The sequence below is a fragment of the Paraburkholderia unamae genome (genome assembly GCF_003096875.1).
In the GTDB taxonomy this organism is placed as follows: Bacteria; Pseudomonadota; Gammaproteobacteria; order Burkholderiales; family Burkholderiaceae; genus Paraburkholderia; species Paraburkholderia unamae.
The window spans coordinates 219,768-235,287 of the sequence record NZ_QEOB01000007.1; the positions used below are offsets into that span (position 1 = coordinate 219,768).

Here is a 15,520-nt window from a genome sequence, read left to right on the forward strand (position 1 = left end):
CCCGCAGAGCCTTGACTCTGCGGGGTTCCACGGCAATTGCTGGCGGAGACGGTGGGGTTCGAACTCGCCAGCGAATCACGCCGAGCCATTCAGACTATCTTTCAGCATATCGGTATAGCGGGTTCTAGACAGCGCAACGACATTTTTGCCTCCACGCGAATCGAATGTTGCGCGAGGCTTTTCTTTGATCCACCGATCTACCATATCCGCCCACGCCTGAAGCATCGTTCTTCGCTGATCCGCATATTCCGCTTTGTTGTAGATCGCGCGTACACCACGCTGTTCGTGCGCAAGGCATTTCTCTATCCAGTCTGTGTTAAATCCCGCTTCATGCAACAGCGTGCTCGCCGTGCGACGTAGGTCGTGCACGGTAAATGATTCAAACTCGTCGCCCCTGTCATTGATCAGCTTCACCGTGCTATCGATCACCCGATTCAGGGTCGCTGCGCTAATCGGAGAGGCGGTCTCATATCTTCCTGGGTGCAGGTACATGCTAGCCCCAAAACAAGTCTTGAAGGCCACGAGGATCTCCAACGCCTGTTCGCTCAAGTAGACTCGATGAGGCCGCCCAGCCTTCATTCGCTCCTTGGGGATGGTCCAGGTTGCAGCCTCAAAATCAACCTCGTCCCAAGTAGCGTCGATAAATTCCGATTTACGAACAAGCGTCAGCAGCATGAACTTGACTGCGAGACGTAACGTCGACATGGTGGCTACCTGCTCGAGGACATTGAAGAAGACATGAATCTCTTCCGGGTTCAGCGCCCTGTCCCGCGCTTTGAATGTGGCGATCGCACTGGGTCTGATGGACGCAGCCGGGTTGTCGACCTTGATTCCCCTCGCCTGCACGAAGCGAAATACCTGCAGCACGATTTCCCTTGCGTGGATCGCCTGAGCAGCGGCACCACGCGCCTTGATCTTCTCGCATCGCGCCATTAGTCGAGCCGGCGTGATTTCCTCCAGCTTCAGCTTGCCAAATTCCGACGCGAGGTTGCGCTCGTACACGGACTTGCGCATCGAGCGCGTTGAATCGGCCAGAGCGGCTTCTGCGAAATACTTCTCTGCCCAGTTTCCAAACGTGAAGGCGTCGTTGGCTTGCACCCGCTTTTCGACTTTCGAGCGCGAGGGACTGTTTCCTTGCTGGATCTCCCTCCGAGCTTGGGCATGCAAAAGGCGAGCTTCCGCGAGGCTGACCGACATACCAAAACTTAACTGATCCGATTCGCGCAGTTTCCGGGCCGGTGCTTGCGGATCATACCGGCCAATGACCAAGGTTTCTCGGCGGCCATTTACTCGATAGTCGTACCGGAAACTCATCCCACCAGAAGGCATTACCGCGACGTACAGCCCTTGCTGGTCAGCCACCTTGTAGATTTTTTCGCCCGGTTTCAGCGCCCGTAATTGCATATCGGTGAGCATACAGCCTCCTCGAACGTATACCGTCAACCGATACCGTCACAGCAGCTTGACGGTATCGGGCAAGGCCGTCCGAGGAGGGAATATCGATACCGTCAACAGTACCGACATCCTCGCTTGGCATTGCCCGGATCACCACGGATCAGAGCGGACAATAACCTCATGTTTTTAAAAGGGAAAACACGAAAAACCGGAGCTCCCGGAACGACTTGGGAACAGTCTAGGTCATTCCCACTCGATCGTCGCCGGCGGCTTGCCCGAGATGTCGTACACGACACGATTGATGCCGCGCACTTCATTGATGATGCGGTTCGACACATGGCCCAGCAGGTCATGCGGCAGATGCGCCCAGTGCGCCGTCATGAAGTCGAGCGTCTGTACCGCGCGCAGCGCCACCACGTACTCGTAGGTGCGGCCATCGCCCATCACGCCCACGCTCTTCACCGGCAGGAACACCGCGAACGCCTGGCTCGTGAGTTCGTACCACGACTTGCCGGTTTCCTTGTCGATCGTGTTGCGCAGCGTTTCGATGAAGATCGCATCGGCGCGACGCAGCAGGTCCGCGAAATCGCGCTTCACTTCGCCGAGAATACGCACGCCCAGGCCCGGGCCCGGGAACGGATGGCGGTACACCATTTCGTGCGGCAGGCCGAGCTTCACGCCCAGTTCGCGCACTTCGTCCTTGAAGAGTTCGCGCAGCGGTTCGAGCAGCTTGAGGTTCAGCGTTTCCGGCAGGCCGCCCACGTTGTGGTGGCTCTTGATCGTGTGCGCGGCCTTCTTGCCCTTGCCGGCCGATTCGATCACGTCCGGATAGATCGTGCCTTGCGCAAGCCACTTCGCGTCGGTGAGCTTGCCCGCTTCGGTCTGGAACACCTCGACGAACTCAGCGCCGATGATCTTGCGCTTCGCTTCCGGATCGGTCACGCCCGCGAGCTTCGACATGAACGCTTCGCTCGCGTCGACATGGATCACCTTCACGCCCAGGTTGTCCGCGAACATCGACATCACCTGCTCCGCCTCGTTCAGGCGCAGGAGGCCATGATCGACGAACACGCAGGTGAGCTGGTCGCCAATCGCGCGATGCAGCAGCGCCGCCGCCACCGACGAATCCACGCCGCCCGAAAGGCCGAGAATCACGTGCTCTTTGCCCACCTGCTTGCGGATCGTCTCGACGGCTTCGTCGATGTAGTGGCCCATTTCCCAGTCGGCCTTCGCGCCGCAGATGCCGAGCACGAAACGCTCGAGCATCGCGCGGCCCTGCACCGTGTGCGTGACTTCCGGGTGCCATTGCAGGCCGTAGAAGTGGCGCGCTTCGTCGGCCATGGCTGCGATCGGGCACGATTCCGTCGATGCCATCAACTGGAAGCCTTGCGGCATTTCCGTGACCTTGTCGCCGTGGCTCATCCACACCTTGAGCATGCCGTGGCCTTCACTCGTGCGGAAGTCTTCGATGCCTTCGAGGAAGCTCGTGTGGTTGCGCGCGCGCACTTCGGCGTAGCCGAATTCGCGCAGGTGGCCGCCGTCGACCTTGCCGCCGAGTTGCTCGGCCATCGTCTGCATGCCGTAGCAGATGCCGAGCACCGGCACGCCCAGTTCGAACACCGCTTGCGGCGCGCGCGGGGTGTCGGTGTCGGTGACCGAGTTCGGGCCGCCCGAGAGGATGATGCCCGTCGGCGCGAATTCGCGAACGAACGCGTCGTCGACGTCGTAGGGATGGATTTCCGAGTAGACGTGGGCTTCGCGCACGCGGCGTGCGATGAGCTGGGTGACTTGCGAGCCGAAGTCGAGAATCAGGATTTTGTCGTGCATGGCTGCGGACGAGACCTAAAAAAGAACGGATACAGAAAGCCGCGCTGCCGGTAATCCGCGCGCGGCGTGAATTCATCAGGACCAGGACAGCGCACTACGGCGGGACCGGGTAGCGCAAATTCGGATGTGCTGCCGCCCCAACTGCGGGCGCACTGCGTCTGGTATTTCGGAGGCCGGGTTTGCGCGCGGCATCAGCCACGCAGCGGCGGCCTCGGTGCGTCGGCCGCTTCGTCGCGAGCCGTGCGTCGAGCCTCATCGGCCGGCGCCGCACTCGCCAGCGGCGGCGTAACCGGAGGCACAGGCGCCGGAGTCACAGGCGGGACTGCCGCAGGCGTCACGGTCGGCACTTCCACGACCGGTTCGAGCGGCGCGGCGGACCGTTGCGCCTCACGTGCTTCCCGCGCCCCACCCCACGGCATCGAGCGCATGAAACCCGGCTTCGCGTACGTCACCGGCTCGTCACGGCGTTCGGGCCGCTCCTTCGCGACCTTGCGCGCTTCACGCTGCCGAGTGGAGCCTCCCGCCGCCTGCTCTTTCGCGCGCTTGCGCACCGCGCCTGCGAGGCGGACACCGCCAAGCCCGAGAACGATCAACCAGACGCCCACCGCACCGGCCACCAACTGGCCCAACCCCGTGAGGCGCGGCGCACGCAGCCCGATCATCCAGACCAGCATGAGCACGCCGGCAATCCAGTTGACGTGCCCCACCGTGCGGCCCACGGGCAAGGTCATCTCGCCGTGGAAGGCCGCACGTAGCGCGAGCCACGCGAAACCCAGCAGCACCACGCCGAACGCCTGTCCAACGAGCGCCGGCTGCGTTTGCACCAGTTGCAACGCGTTGTAGACCAGGGTCCAGGGCGTGAGAACGAACAGCACGCCGAACCCCAGCAACGTCAACGCATCGACAATCAGCAGCACGCGCAGCAGCGGCTTCATCGGGATTTAGTCCACGTGATAGTTGGGCGCTTCCTTCGTGATCTGCACGTCGTGCACGTGCGATTCGTTCAAGCCGGCGCCGGTGATCTGCACAAACTCCGCCTTCGCGTGCAGTTCGTCGATCGTGCGGCAACCGCAGTAGCCCATCGAGGCGCGCACGCCGCCGATCATCTGGAACAGGATCGCGTTGATCGGGCCCTTGTAGGCGACGCGGCCTTCGATGCCTTCCGGCACGAGCTTGTCGATGTTCGCCGAATTGTCCTGGAAGTAGCGGTCAGCGGCACCGTCCTTCATCGCGCCAACCGAACCCATGCCGCGATACGACTTGTACTGGCGGCCCTGGAACAGGAACACGTCGCCCGGCGACTCTTCGGTGCCCGCGAACATGCTGCCCATCATCACAGCGTTCGCGCCGGCTGCCAGCGCCTTCGAAACGTCGCCCGAGTAGCGCACGCCGCCGTCGGCGATGCACGGTACGCCCGTGCCCTTGAGCGCTTCCGAGACATTGGAAATCGCGCTGATCTGCGGCACGCCCACGCCTGCCACGATACGCGTCGTGCAGATCGAACCCGGGCCGATACCGACCTTCACGCCGTCCGCGCCGTACTCGACGAGCGCGCGGGCCGCGTCGGCCGTGGCGATGTTGCCGCCGATCACTTCGACCTGCGGGAAGTTCTTCTTCACCCAGCGAACGCGCTCGAGCACGCCCTTGCTGTGGCCGTGCGCCGTATCGACCACGATCACGTCCACGCCGGCCTGCACCAGCAGTTCGACGCGCTCTTCGTTGTCCGGACCGACGCCGACTGCCGCGCCCGCGCGCAGCTTGCCGTGCTCGTCCTTACAGGCGGCCGGGTGCTCGGTCTGCTTGGTGATGTCCTTGACGGTCATGAGGCCGCGCAGTTCGAACGCATCGTTCACGACCAGCACGCGCTCGAGACGGTGGCTGTGCATGAGCGACTTGGCTTCGGCGAGCGGCGTGCCTTCCTTGACGGTGACGAGGCGCTCGCGCGGCGTCATGATCGAGCGCACCGGCTCGTCCAGACGCGTTTCGAAACGCAGGTCGCGGTTCGTGACGATGCCGACGAGTTGCGCGCCTTCCACAACCGGGAAGCCCGAGATGCCATGCTGCTGCGAGAGCGCGATGACATCCGCGACCTTCATTTGTGGCGGGATCGTGATCGGATCGCGCACCACGCCGGACTCGAAGCGCTTCACCTTCGCAACTTCACGCGCCTGCTCGGCCGGCGTGAGGTTCTTGTGGACGATGCCGACGCCACCCTGCTGCGCCATGGCGATTGCCAGACGGCCTTCCGTGACGGTGTCCATTGCGGCCGACACGAGCGGAATGTTCAGGGAGATATTGCGGGTCAGCCGGGTCTTCAGGCTGGTATCGCGCGGGAGAACGTCGGAAAAGGCGGGGACGAGGAGCACGTCATCGAACGTGAGTGCTTTCTGGATCAGACGCATGGCAAATCCTATAGGCGCAAAAGCAGATTATACGCGATAGCGCCCTGGAAATCATCAGTGTGAACAGTAGCTTAGCGCCGTTTTCGGGATTATTTCCACGCTCGGGCCCTGGCGGCTGCGAAGCGGCGAGCCAGCTGCGCCTCCGACCCGAATTCCCACTCGGGCAACCCGCGCAAGCGCAGCGAGCGGCGCGGTGCAGGATTGAACAAGACGCCCCGGCATGTCGCCCGTTAAGCTTCGAGCCATCGTGTTTCATGGCCCGCGCGGGCCGCCAGTCGTCTTTGGAGGCAAATCAAATGCAGCGTGGTGTGTTGTACGGCGTGCTTGCCGGCGCGTTATGGGGCACCGTATTCGTGGTACCCCGGCAGTTGGCGGAATTCTCGCCCCTGCTCCTGAGCTCGGGCCGCTATGTGATGTACGGGCTCGTCTCGCTCGCCGCGCTCGTGCCCATGCTGCGCCGCGTGTGGCCGCGCCTCACGCGCGCCGACCTCGTTGCGCTCGTGAAGCTCGCGCTCATGGGCAACGTGCTCTATTACCTCTTTCTGGCGAGTGCGATCCATCTGGTGGGCATCGCGCCCGCTTCGCTGATCGTCGGCGTGCTGCCCGTCACGGTGACGCTGCTCGGCCGCCGCGACCACGGCGCCGTGCCGCTTTCACGGCTGGTCTGGCCGCTCGCGATGATCGCGGCCGGCATCGTCTGCATCAACGTGGACGTGTTCACCGCCGCGGGCGAGGCCGGCAGCCAGGCGAGCGTGCTCACCCGCATTACCGGTCTTGGCTGCGCCGTGGGCGCGCTCGTGTGCTGGACGTGGTTCGCGGTCGAGAACGCGCGTTACCTGCATCGCAACGCGCACTTCAGCGGCAACGAATGGTCGGTGTTGTGGGGTGTGGTGACAGGCGCGCTCGGCGGCGTGCTCTGGCTCGGCATTCTGGCCCTGCCTTCGGGCTGGGTGCAGGAAGCCGTGCCGGCCGCGCGCTGGACCACCTTCTGGCAGCTCAATCTGGTGCTCGCGATCGGCGCCTCGTGGCTTGGCAACGGGCTCTGGAACGCCGCCGCCAAGCGCCTGCCGCTTACGCTGTCCGGCCAGATGATCGTGTTCGAGACGCTGTTCGCGCTGCTTTACGGCTTCATCTACGACCATCGCCTGCCGCGCGTGCTGGAAGTCGCGGCCATCATGCTGCTGGTGGCGGGCGTGAGCTGGTCGGTGCGCCAGCATGCGGGCGGCCCGGAGGACACGGCCCACGGCGACGGGATCGTGCCGGAAGGCGACCTGCCGGGGATCGGGACCGAAAAGCGCGCCACATCCGTCGACGAGACGCAGCAACGCCGCACGACCGCGTGAGCGGCGCACAGACAACCCAAACGAAAAACCTGAGAACCTGAGAGCCTGAGAACAGGAACGCCCTGAGAGGCCGGACGGGCGGGCTAGCGCGAGCTACCCCGCCCTTTACGTTTTTGCAGCCGCTTGCGCTGCCCATCACGAAGGCGTCAGCGCGAATCCTTGTGCAGCCATTTGCGCCCCTCGATCGAGCCTTCCTTGCGGCTCTTGTCGACGCGGCGCTGGCGCGCCGCTTTCGGATCGACGATCAGCGGGCGATAGATCTCCACCCGATCATGATCGGCAAGCACCGTATCGAGCGGCTTGAGCTTGCCATACACGCCCACCTTCAGCTTCGTCAGGTCGATCTCGGGATGGCGCGCGAGAACGCCGCTTGCGTCGATAGCCTGCTGGACGGTGGCGCCCGCCGGCAGTTCGATGCTGATGAGCGTTTGCGCGTCAGGCAGCGCGTAGCAAACGTCGACGGAAAGATTCGCGCTCATGGCTTGCCGTAGCGCTGGTCGGCGCGCTTCACGAAGGAGTCGACGAAGGTGTTCGCGATGTGATGGAACACCGGCCCGATGAGCTTCTCGAGAATGATGTTTGAAAACTCGTAGTGCAGCGCGAACTCGATCTTGCAGGCGTCGGCGCGCAGCGGCGTGAAGCGCCAGTAGCCGGTGAACTTGCGGAACGGGCCGTCCGCGAACTCCATGTCGATGCGCTCGGGGCGCTTCTGGGAGTTGCGCGTGGCGAAGTGCTGCTTGATGCCCTTGAAGTTGATGTCGATTTTCGCCTCCATGCCCGCCTCGTCCTGACGGCGTATCTCGATGCCGCCGCACCACGGCAGGAAATTGGGGTAGTCGGCGACGTCGGTGACGAGGTCGAACATCTGTTCCGCCGAATGGCGAATCAACACGGTTTTCTGGACATCCGCCATAAATTGCGCAATGCGTGGCAAGGGTGAAAGCGCCACGGGCTTTCGCGAGCCCGCTTTGCTAAAATCGTGATTTTAAACGAGTTGGGCCAATCCCATTTTCCCATGAGCATCATCGACAACAGAAAAGCGTTCTTCGATTACTTCATCGAAGAGCGCCACGAGGCTGGGCTCGTGCTCGAAGGATGGGAGGTCAAGGCCATGCGCGCGGGGCGAGCCAACATCAAGGAGAGCTACGTCGTCATCAAGGACGGCGAGCTGTACCTGATCGGCACGCACATCAGCCCGCTGCCCGAGGCCTCGACGCACATCCACCCGGACCCCACGCGCATCCGCAAGCTGCTGCTGCACCGCGAAGAAATCGACAAGCTGATCGGCAAGGTCGAGCAGCGCGGCTTCACGCTCGTGCCACTGAACTTCCACTACAAGGGTGGCCGCGTGAAGTGCGAGATCGGCCTCGCCAAGGGCAAGAAGCTGCACGACAAGCGCGAAACCGAGAAGCAGCGCGACTGGCAGCGCGAAAAGGCACGCCTGATGCGCTCGCCCACCTGATCGCGCCAGGCATCGATCAGATGTTCAGATAGACAAGGGGCCGCTCGCGCGGCCCCTTGTCATTTCCAGCGACGCAGCGCTCACGCGCCCTTCGTCGCCCCGGACCCGCTGATCTGCCCCTCGCGCAAGCCCGCGCGATTCACGATCGTGAGCGCCGACGCGATCATCGTGCTCAGATCGCCCATGTTGCCCGGCACGATCAGCGTATTGCCCTGCTTCGCGAGATTGGCGAAGGCGTTGACATACTGTTCGGCCACCTTGAGGTTGACCGCGTCCATGCCGCCCTGCGCCTGGATCGAATTGCCGATCTTCTGGATGGCCTGCGCGTTCGCCTCGGCCACCGCCAGAATGGCCGCGGCCTGCCCTTGCGCCTGGTTGATGGCCGCCTGACGCTCGCCTTCCGACTTCTGGATCGCCGCCTCGCGCGCGCCGGCCGCCAGGTTGATCTGCTCCTGCTTGCGACCTTCCGACGCCGCGATCAGCGCGCGCTTCTCACGCTCTGCGGTGATCTGCGCCTGCATGGCGTGGAGGATTTCCTTCGGCGGCGTGAGATCCTTGATTTCGTAGCGCAGTACCTTCACGCCCCAGTTCGAGGCCGCCTCATCGAGCGAGGAAACGACGCTGTGATTGATGAAGTCGCGCTCCTCGAAAGTCTTGTCGAGTTCGAGCTTGCCGATGACGGAACGCAGCGTGGTCTGCGAAAGCTGTGTGATCGCGAACACGAAATTGCTCGACCCGTACGACGCTTTCATCGGATCGGTCACCTGGAAATACAGCACGCCGTCCACCTGAAGCTGCGTGTTGTCGCGCGTGATGCAGACCTGGCTCGGCACGTCGAGCGGAATCTCCTTGAGCACGTGCTTGTAGGCCACGCGATCCACGAACGGCAGCACGATCGTCAGCCCGGGCGTAAGCGTGGCGTGGTAGCGCCCGAGGCGTTCGAGCACCCAGGCATGCTGCTGCGGCACGATCTTGATGGTCTGCGCGATCAGCACGATGACGATCACGAGCAGAATCAGGCCGACGACTGGGACTTGCATACGGGACCTCCGTTCGCTTCAGTGTGGTTTTGTTGGTGCGCTGCGGGAATTCGGCGACTCAGGCATGGCGCGCGGTGTCATCGGCCTTGTGCGTGTGGGCGTCGTGCCGCTCGTGCTTCGCCGCCACGACGAGGCAACTGCCGCGCACCGCCTTGATTTCGTAGAGCGGTGCGTCTTCGGGCTCGCCGGGCGCGAGTTCGACGTCCCATTCGGCGCCGCGGTACATCGTGCGGGCGCGGCCGTCGCGCCAGGCGGCAACGGTGAGCGTCGCGCCGATATCGAGATTCACGCCCGGATCGGTCGAGGCGTCGGTCATGCGGCGCCGGCGGCCGAAGCGCGAGCGGCGCAGCGTGACCACGGCGGCGAGTCCAACCACGGCCGCGACGATCAACTGCACGTCGAGCGGCGCGCCCAGTTCATAGCTCAAGGCGCCCGCGAGAAAACCGAGCGCGATCATCAAGAGGTAGAACGTGCCCGTCATCAGCTCCGCGACGATGAGCACGCCGGCGGCAATCCACCAGAACAAACCATGCGGACCCACGGCGACCTCCCAAAGTAAAACACCCCGGCTAGACCGGGGTGTTATAGCACGAAGCTGACACTTTTTTCCGCAGCGTGCAAGCCGCCTGGGAAACTGCATCAAGCTCCGCGAGCACCGGGGACTCACGCCCCCGGCACCGTGCTTACTTCGACTGCGACTTCGCCAGTTGCTGCCAGGTCTCGACAACCGAGTCCGGGTTCAGCGAGATCGAAGCGATGCCTTCTTCCGCGAGCCACAGGGCGAAGTCCGGATGATCGGACGGGCCCTGACCGCAGATGCCGACGTACTTGTTCAGACGGCGGCAGGTATCGATCGCGCGCTTGAGCATGAACTTCACGGCCGGATCGCGCTCGTCGAAGTCGACGGCCAGCAGTTCCATGCCCGAGTCCCGGTCGAGACCGAGCGTGAGCTGCGTGAGGTCGTTCGAGCCGATCGAGAAGCCGTCGAAGTACTGAAGGAACTCTTCGGCGAGGATCGCGTTCGACGGCACTTCGCACATCATGATGAGCTTGAGGCCGTTCACGCCGCGCTTGAGGCCGAACTTCTCGAGCAGACCGACCACGCGCTCCGCCTGCTTGAGCGTACGCACGAACGGCACCATGATTTCGACGTTCGAGAGGCCCATCTCTTCACGCACGCGCTTGAGTGCCAGGCACTCCATTTCGAACGCTTGAGCAAAGTCTTCGGCGATGTAACGCGACGCGCCGCGGAAACCCAGCATCGGGTTTTCTTCATCCGGCTCGTAGCGCGAACCGCCGATCAGCTTCTTGTACTCGTTCGACTTGAAGTCCGACAGACGCACGATGACGGGCTTCGGATAGAACGCCGCTGCGATCGTGGCGATGCCTTCCGTGAGCTTGTCGACGTAGAACGCGCGCGGCGATGCGTGACCGCGTGCAACGCTTTCCACGGCCTTCTTCAGGTCCGCGTCGATGTTCGGGTACTCGAGAATCGCCTTCGGGTGCACGCCGATGTTGTTGTTGATGATGAACTCGAGACGCGCGAGGCCAACACCTGCATTCGGCAGTTGCGAGAAGTCGAACGCGAGCTGCGGGTTGCCGACGTTCATCATGATCTTGACCGGAATGGCCGGCAGCTCGCCACGTTGAACTTCGCTCACTTCCGTTTCCAGCAGACCGTCGTAGATACGGCCTTCGTCGCCTTCCGCGCACGATACCGTCACGAGCGCACCGTCCTTCAGCACGTCGGTCGCGTCGCCGCAGCCCACCACGGCCGGCACACCCAGCTCACGCGCGATGATCGCCGCGTGGCAAGTACGGCCGCCACGGTTCGTGACGATGGCGGCTGCGCGCTTCATCACCGGCTCCCAGTTCGGGTCGGTCATGTCGGCGACCAGCACGTCACCCGGCTGCACGCGTTCCATTTCGGACGGATCGTGAATCACCTTCACGCGGCCCGCGCCGATCTTCTGGCCGATGGCACGGCCCGTTGCGAGAACCTGCGACTGGCCCTTGAGCTTGAAGCGCTGCTCGACCTTGCCCACGGCCTGGCTCTTCACGGTTTCCGGGCGTGCCTGGAGAATGAAGATCTTGCCGTCGAGGCCGTCCTTGCCCCACTCGATGTCCATCGGACGCTGGTAGTGCTTCTCGATGATGACAGCGTACTTGGCCAGCTCGATCACGTCTTCGTCGGTGATCGAGAAGCGGTTGCGCTGTTCGTGCGAGACGTCGACCGTCTTCACGCGGCCCGGCTCGCCCGGTTGCGTGAATTCCATCTTGATGAGCTTCGAGCCGATCGAGCGACGGATGATCGGTGCCTTGCCTTGCTCGAGCGTAGTCTTGAAGACGTAGAACTCGTCCGGATTCACGGCGCCCTGCACGACCGTTTCGCCCAGGCCATAGCTCGACGTGATGAACACGGCGTCCTTGAAGCCCGATTCGGTATCCAGCGTGAACATCACGCCTGCGGCGCCGCGGTCCGAACGGACCATGCGCTGCACGCCAGCCGACAGTGCGACTTCAGCGTGGGTGAAGCCCTTGTGGACGCGATAGGAGATAGCGCGGTCGTTGTAGAGCGACGCGAACACGTGCTTGAGGCGGTCGAGCACGTCTTCGATGCCCACCACGTTCAGGTAGCTTTCCTGCTGACCGGCGAACGATGCGTCGGGCAGGTCTTCCGCCGTTGCCGACGAACGCACGGCGAACGACAGTTCAGACGGCGAGCTGCTCTTCAGCGTCTCGAAGCCCGTGCGGATGTCCGCCTCGAGCTTCGCCTGAAGCGGCGCGTCGATGATCCATTGACGGATTTCCTTGCCGGCTTCGGCCAGCGCCTTGACGTCGTCGACGTCGAGCGTTTCCAGGCGAGCGGCGATCCGTTCGGTCAGGTTGTTGTGTTTCAGGAAGTCGCGGAAGGCGAGCGCGGTCGTGGCGAAGCCCGTGGGCACACGCACGCCAGCCTCAGCCAACTGGCTGATCATTTCGCCGAGCGAGGCGTTCTTGCCGCCCACGATCTCGACATCGGTCATCCGCAACTGCTCAAAAGGCACTACATACGCCTGATCCTTGGCAACGGTGTTAGTCATACAAGCCCCTAAGTGTGAAAAAAATTCACGATTGCGCAAGTGGGCTCGAACGCGAGTCACCCATTGGAGGCGATTTCGCGTCTTGCGCAACCTGTTGGAGAAACAATCGCTCACACACCAAGCGAATTTCCATTCAATGGAAAAACACGAAGATGCGCGCGATTACACGGAGTTAGACGGAATCGCTGCAAGTTGACACCAGAATGCGCTGCGATGAGCGGCTGTTTGGCGTGGTTGCACTGCAATTGCTTATCCAACAGGTTGCCGCTATTCTACCGTGCCGACTCCCGAATTTGTGCCAGTCGGCGAGAATTGCCCCTCGGTCCCGCCGGACGGGGCTTTCCGGGCGCCCAGCCTGTCCCCGAGCGGCCCTGCGCTCACGTACCCAGCCTCAACCGATGCCGCCTACCGTATTCATCGTCTCCGACGGTACCGGGATCACTGCCGAAACCTTCGCGCATTCGATCCTGTCGCAGTTCGACCAGAAGTTCCGCCTCGTGCGCCTGCCCTTTGTCGATTCGACCGACAAGGCCTATTCGACCGCCGAGAAGATCAACGAAGCCGCCGTGCAGGAAGGCCGCCGCCCGATCGTCTTTACGACGCTCGTGGACAGCAATTCGAACGAGATCGTCAAGCGCTCGAACGCGCTCGTGCTCGACATGTTCCAGACCTTCGTGGAGCCGCTGGAGCAGGAGCTGGAGCTCAAGTCGAGCCACGCGATGGGCCGCGGCCACCAGAACGCCGACACCGACGAGTACAAAAACCGTATCGAGGCGATCAACTTCTCGCTCGCGCACGACGACGGCCAGTCCGACCGTAATCTCGCCGACGCCGACGTGATCCTCGTGGGCGTGTCGCGCAGCGGCAAAACGCCGACGAGCCTCTACCTTGCCATGCAGTACGGCGTGAAGGCAGCAAACTACCCGCTCATTCCCGACGATTTCGAGCGCGGCAAGTTGCCGAATTCGTTGCTGCCGCACCGGGCGAAGATTTTCGGCCTTTCGATCGATCCGCAGCGCCTCACCGAAATCCGCAACGAGCGTCGGCCGGGCAGCAAATACGCGGCGCTGGAGAACTGCCGCTACGAAGTGAACGAAGCCGAAGCGATGATGCGCCGCGAAGGCATCAAGTGGCTCTCGTCCACACACAAGTCGATCGAGGAAATCGCCACGACGATCCTCCAGGAAATCCGCATCGACAAGCCGGCGTACTGACGTCAACCCGAAGCCGTTTGCCCGCACGTGAAACAAAAAAGCCCGCTTGGTAAAGCGGGCTTTTTCTTTTCGAGGCTTCAAGCCGGCGTCAACGCGCGTGCCGTTGCTGCCGGCATTGCTCGAACACGCACACGGCCGCCGCCGCCGCGACGTTGAGCGACTCCATGCCGCCCGGCTGCGGGATCGTCACGCGCAGCGCCGCCGCGTCTCGCCACACCTGCGAGACACCCGCGCCTTCGTTGCCGAACACCCAGGCCACCTGCCCCGCCAGATCCGCCTCGTCGATCGCCTGCGCGCCGTGCGAATCGGTGATGACGACGGGCACGCCGAGCATGTCGACCAGCACTTGCGGTTCCACGTTCTCGAACACCTGCAACAGGAAATGCGCGCCCATGGCCGAGCGCAGCACCTTCGACGACCACACATAAGCCGTTCCCGGCGTGCAGAACACCTTGTCGATGCCGGCCGCCGCCGCGCTGCGCAGGATCGAGCCGACATTGCCCGCGTCCTGCAAGCCGTCGAGCACGAGACAGGTCGATTCGACGCGCTCGGGCAGCCTCGCCTCGGGCATGTCGACGAGCAGCAGCAGCCCCACGCCGTGCACGACGTTCGACAACTGGCCGAACAGCGCATCGGGCAGCGTGATGATGCGGCGTTCGTCCACGCGGGAGACGATAGCCTGCGCTTCTTCGTGCGCAAGCGCGCCTTCGGTCACCACGCAGAATTCGGGTTGCGATCCGCCGTCGAGCCAGGCACTCGCGAGGTGGAACCCTTCGAGGAGAGCCTGATGGCTGCGCCGCTGTTGATGCGTCGAACCGGCCAACGCCTTCAGGCGCTTGTAGAGCGGATTGTCGCGCGAGGTAATGGCTTTCACGGGCGGCCCTGGCGTATTCAGAAAAGATCAATGAAAAGGAAAACGGCGCCGCCCGCAGCATGCGTAGCGGCGCCGGTTCACCTGAGTCCCGCTGCGCGTGCTCCGCGCGGCGGTTCAAGGTAGTGGCGCGAAGGCGTCGCCTGCTTCGAGGCTGGCGGCGTCGCTCGCCACCGCTGCCGCGCCGGGCACGACGATGCCGTGCAGTGCAAACGCTTCGCGCACGGGCGCGAACGAGCGCCGGTGATGCTCGCACGGACCATGCACGCGCAACGCTTCGAGATGCTGCGGCGTGCCGTAGCCGGCATGGGCGTCGAAACCGTAGTGAGGATGGCGTTCGTGCAGGTCGACCAGCATGCGGTCGCGCGTGACCTTCGCGATGATCGAGGCCGCCGAAATGCTCGGCACGAGCGCATCGCCGCCAATCACGGCCTCGCTGCGCACCGGCATCACCGGGCAGCGGTTGCCATCGATTTTCGCGAGCGTCGGCGTGATGCTCAAGCCTTCGACGGCGCGCCGCATCGCCAGCATCGTCGCATGCAGGATGTTGAGCGTGTCGATTTCCTCGACCGTGGCCAACGCGGCGCACCACGCAAGCGAGCGCTCCACGATCTGCTCGTAGAGCGCTTCGCGCGCCTGTGCCGTCAGCACCTTCGAATCATCGAGTCCGCGAATCGGCCGCGCGGGATCGAGAATCACGGCGGCTGCGACAACGGGCCCGGCAAGCGGCCCGCGGCCGGCTTCGTCCACCCCGCAGATCACGTCGTCGGGCGACTCGAACAGCAGCCCGGCCTGACGCGCCGCCTTGCGCCGCGCGGCGAGCTTGAGCGCCGCCTGCGACGGCGGCTTCTTCACGGCCGGCGCCTTCGCCCGCTTGATCGCG

At 63.5% G+C, this 15,520-nt stretch carries 14 protein-coding genes; 3 read left to right on the forward strand and 11 right to left on the reverse strand.

Annotated features, from left to right (window positions below):
• Positions 1-75: 75 nt before the first annotated feature.
• The 4 genes from C7402_RS16735 to guaB form a co-directional block, all read right to left on the reverse strand.
• On the reverse strand, positions 76-1,416 hold the full coding sequence (locus tag C7402_RS16735) for a tyrosine-type recombinase/integrase (RefSeq protein WP_116611369.1): 1,341 nt from the start codon (positions 1,414-1,416) through the stop codon (positions 76-78).
• Between the two features lie 222 nt (positions 1,417-1,638).
• Positions 1,639-3,222, reverse strand: coding sequence for a glutamine-hydrolyzing GMP synthase (gene guaA, locus C7402_RS16740; RefSeq protein WP_112172783.1), 1,584 nt, complete (start codon positions 3,220-3,222; stop codon positions 1,639-1,641).
• 191 nt (positions 3,223-3,413) lie between these two features.
• Positions 3,414-4,157, reverse strand: a complete 744-nt coding sequence (locus tag C7402_RS16745; RefSeq protein ID WP_116611370.1) for a hypothetical protein — start codon at positions 4,155-4,157, stop codon at positions 3,414-3,416.
• Between the two features lie 6 nt (positions 4,158-4,163).
• A complete protein-coding gene (gene guaB, locus C7402_RS16750) occupies positions 4,164-5,624 on the reverse strand; it encodes an IMP dehydrogenase (RefSeq protein ID WP_112172785.1) in 1,461 nt (486 codons plus the stop codon).
• Positions 5,625-5,920: 296 nt separating this feature from the next.
• On the opposite strand from guaB, the gene C7402_RS16755 reads away from it, so the two are divergent.
• Positions 5,921-6,967 carry a DMT family transporter gene (locus C7402_RS16755; RefSeq protein ID WP_116611371.1) on the forward strand — a complete coding sequence of 349 codons (1,047 nt, stop codon included), beginning with the start codon at positions 5,921-5,923 and terminating at the stop codon, positions 6,965-6,967.
• A 146-nt stretch (positions 6,968-7,113) separates the two neighbouring features.
• Here C7402_RS16755 and C7402_RS16760 read toward each other — a convergent pair whose 3' ends face one another.
• Positions 7,114-7,446: an RnfH family protein gene (locus C7402_RS16760; protein WP_112172787.1), complete on the reverse strand. Its 333-nt coding sequence runs from the start codon at positions 7,444-7,446 to the stop codon at positions 7,114-7,116.
• Positions 7,443-7,880 carry a type II toxin-antitoxin system RatA family toxin gene (locus C7402_RS16765; protein WP_112172788.1) on the reverse strand — a complete coding sequence of 146 codons (438 nt, stop codon included), beginning with the start codon at positions 7,878-7,880 and terminating at the stop codon, positions 7,443-7,445. The genes C7402_RS16760 and C7402_RS16765 overlap by 4 nt, the downstream gene beginning before the upstream one ends.
• A 102-nt stretch (positions 7,881-7,982) precedes the next feature.
• Here C7402_RS16765 and smpB point away from each other — a divergent pair, with 102 nt between their 5' ends.
• Entirely contained in the window at positions 7,983-8,429 is a 447-nt protein-coding gene (gene smpB / locus C7402_RS16770) for an SsrA-binding protein SmpB (protein WP_112172789.1), read from the forward strand.
• 80 nt (positions 8,430-8,509) lie between these two features.
• Here smpB and C7402_RS16775 read toward each other — a convergent pair whose 3' ends face one another.
• The 3 genes from C7402_RS16775 to ppsA all read right to left on the reverse strand — a co-directional run bounded on the left by C7402_RS16775 (position 8,510) and on the right by ppsA (position 12,552).
• Complete coding sequence (locus C7402_RS16775; protein WP_112172790.1) at positions 8,510-9,469, reverse strand: SPFH domain-containing protein; 960 nt, start codon at positions 9,467-9,469, stop codon at positions 8,510-8,512.
• A gap of 58 nt (positions 9,470-9,527) precedes the next feature.
• Positions 9,528-10,010: an NfeD family protein gene (locus tag C7402_RS16780; RefSeq protein ID WP_116611372.1), complete on the reverse strand. Its 483-nt coding sequence runs from the start codon at positions 10,008-10,010 to the stop codon at positions 9,528-9,530.
• Positions 10,011-10,152: 142 nt separating this feature from the next.
• Positions 10,153-12,552: a phosphoenolpyruvate synthase gene (gene ppsA, locus C7402_RS16785; RefSeq protein WP_112172792.1), complete on the reverse strand. Its 2,400-nt coding sequence runs from the start codon at positions 12,550-12,552 to the stop codon at positions 10,153-10,155.
• Between the two features lie 398 nt (positions 12,553-12,950).
• Here ppsA and ppsR point away from each other — a divergent pair, with 398 nt between their 5' ends.
• Positions 12,951-13,766 carry a posphoenolpyruvate synthetase regulatory kinase/phosphorylase PpsR gene (ppsR, locus tag C7402_RS16790; RefSeq protein ID WP_112172793.1) on the forward strand — a complete coding sequence of 272 codons (816 nt, stop codon included), beginning with the start codon at positions 12,951-12,953 and terminating at the stop codon, positions 13,764-13,766.
• An 88-nt stretch (positions 13,767-13,854) separates the two neighbouring features.
• Here the strand turns inward: ppsR and C7402_RS16795 are convergent, their stop codons facing one another.
• Positions 13,855-14,640: a TrmH family RNA methyltransferase gene (locus C7402_RS16795; protein WP_112172794.1), complete on the reverse strand. Its 786-nt coding sequence runs from the start codon at positions 14,638-14,640 to the stop codon at positions 13,855-13,857.
• A gap of 114 nt (positions 14,641-14,754) precedes the next feature.
• The gene (gene rnhB / locus C7402_RS16800) at positions 14,755-15,492 is read right to left on the reverse strand and encodes a ribonuclease HII (protein WP_112172931.1); all 738 of its coding nucleotides are present in this window, start codon (positions 15,490-15,492) and stop codon (positions 14,755-14,757) included.
• Positions 15,493-15,520: the final 28 nt, after the last annotated feature.

Bases quoted from the DNA above. Each gene is read 5' to 3' on its own strand.
- smpB (WP_112172789.1), top strand. From the start codon at position 7,983: ATGAGCATCATCGACAACAGAAAAGCGTTCTTCGATTACTTCATCGAA.
- C7402_RS16765 (WP_112172788.1), bottom strand. From the start codon at position 7,880: ATGGCGGATGTCCAGAAAACCGTGTTGATTCGCCATTCGGCGGAACAG.
- guaA (WP_112172783.1), bottom strand. From the start codon at position 3,222: ATGCACGACAAAATCCTGATTCTCGACTTCGGCTCGCAAGTCACCCAG.
- C7402_RS16775 (WP_112172790.1), bottom strand. From the start codon at position 9,469: ATGCAAGTCCCAGTCGTCGGCCTGATTCTGCTCGTGATCGTCATCGTG.
- C7402_RS16735 (WP_116611369.1), bottom strand. From the start codon at position 1,416: ATGCTCACCGATATGCAATTACGGGCGCTGAAACCGGGCGAAAAAATC.
- C7402_RS16755 (WP_116611371.1), top strand. From the start codon at position 5,921: ATGCAGCGTGGTGTGTTGTACGGCGTGCTTGCCGGCGCGTTATGGGGC.
- C7402_RS16760 (WP_112172787.1), bottom strand. From the start codon at position 7,446: ATGAGCGCGAATCTTTCCGTCGACGTTTGCTACGCGCTGCCTGACGCG.
- ppsA (WP_112172792.1), bottom strand. From the start codon at position 12,552: ATGACTAACACCGTTGCCAAGGATCAGGCGTATGTAGTGCCTTTTGAG.
- guaB (WP_112172785.1), bottom strand. From the start codon at position 5,624: ATGCGTCTGATCCAGAAAGCACTCACGTTCGATGACGTGCTCCTCGTC.
- ppsR (WP_112172793.1), top strand. From the start codon at position 12,951: ATGCCGCCTACCGTATTCATCGTCTCCGACGGTACCGGGATCACTGCC.
- C7402_RS16745 (WP_116611370.1), bottom strand. From the start codon at position 4,157: ATGAAGCCGCTGCTGCGCGTGCTGCTGATTGTCGATGCGTTGACGTTG.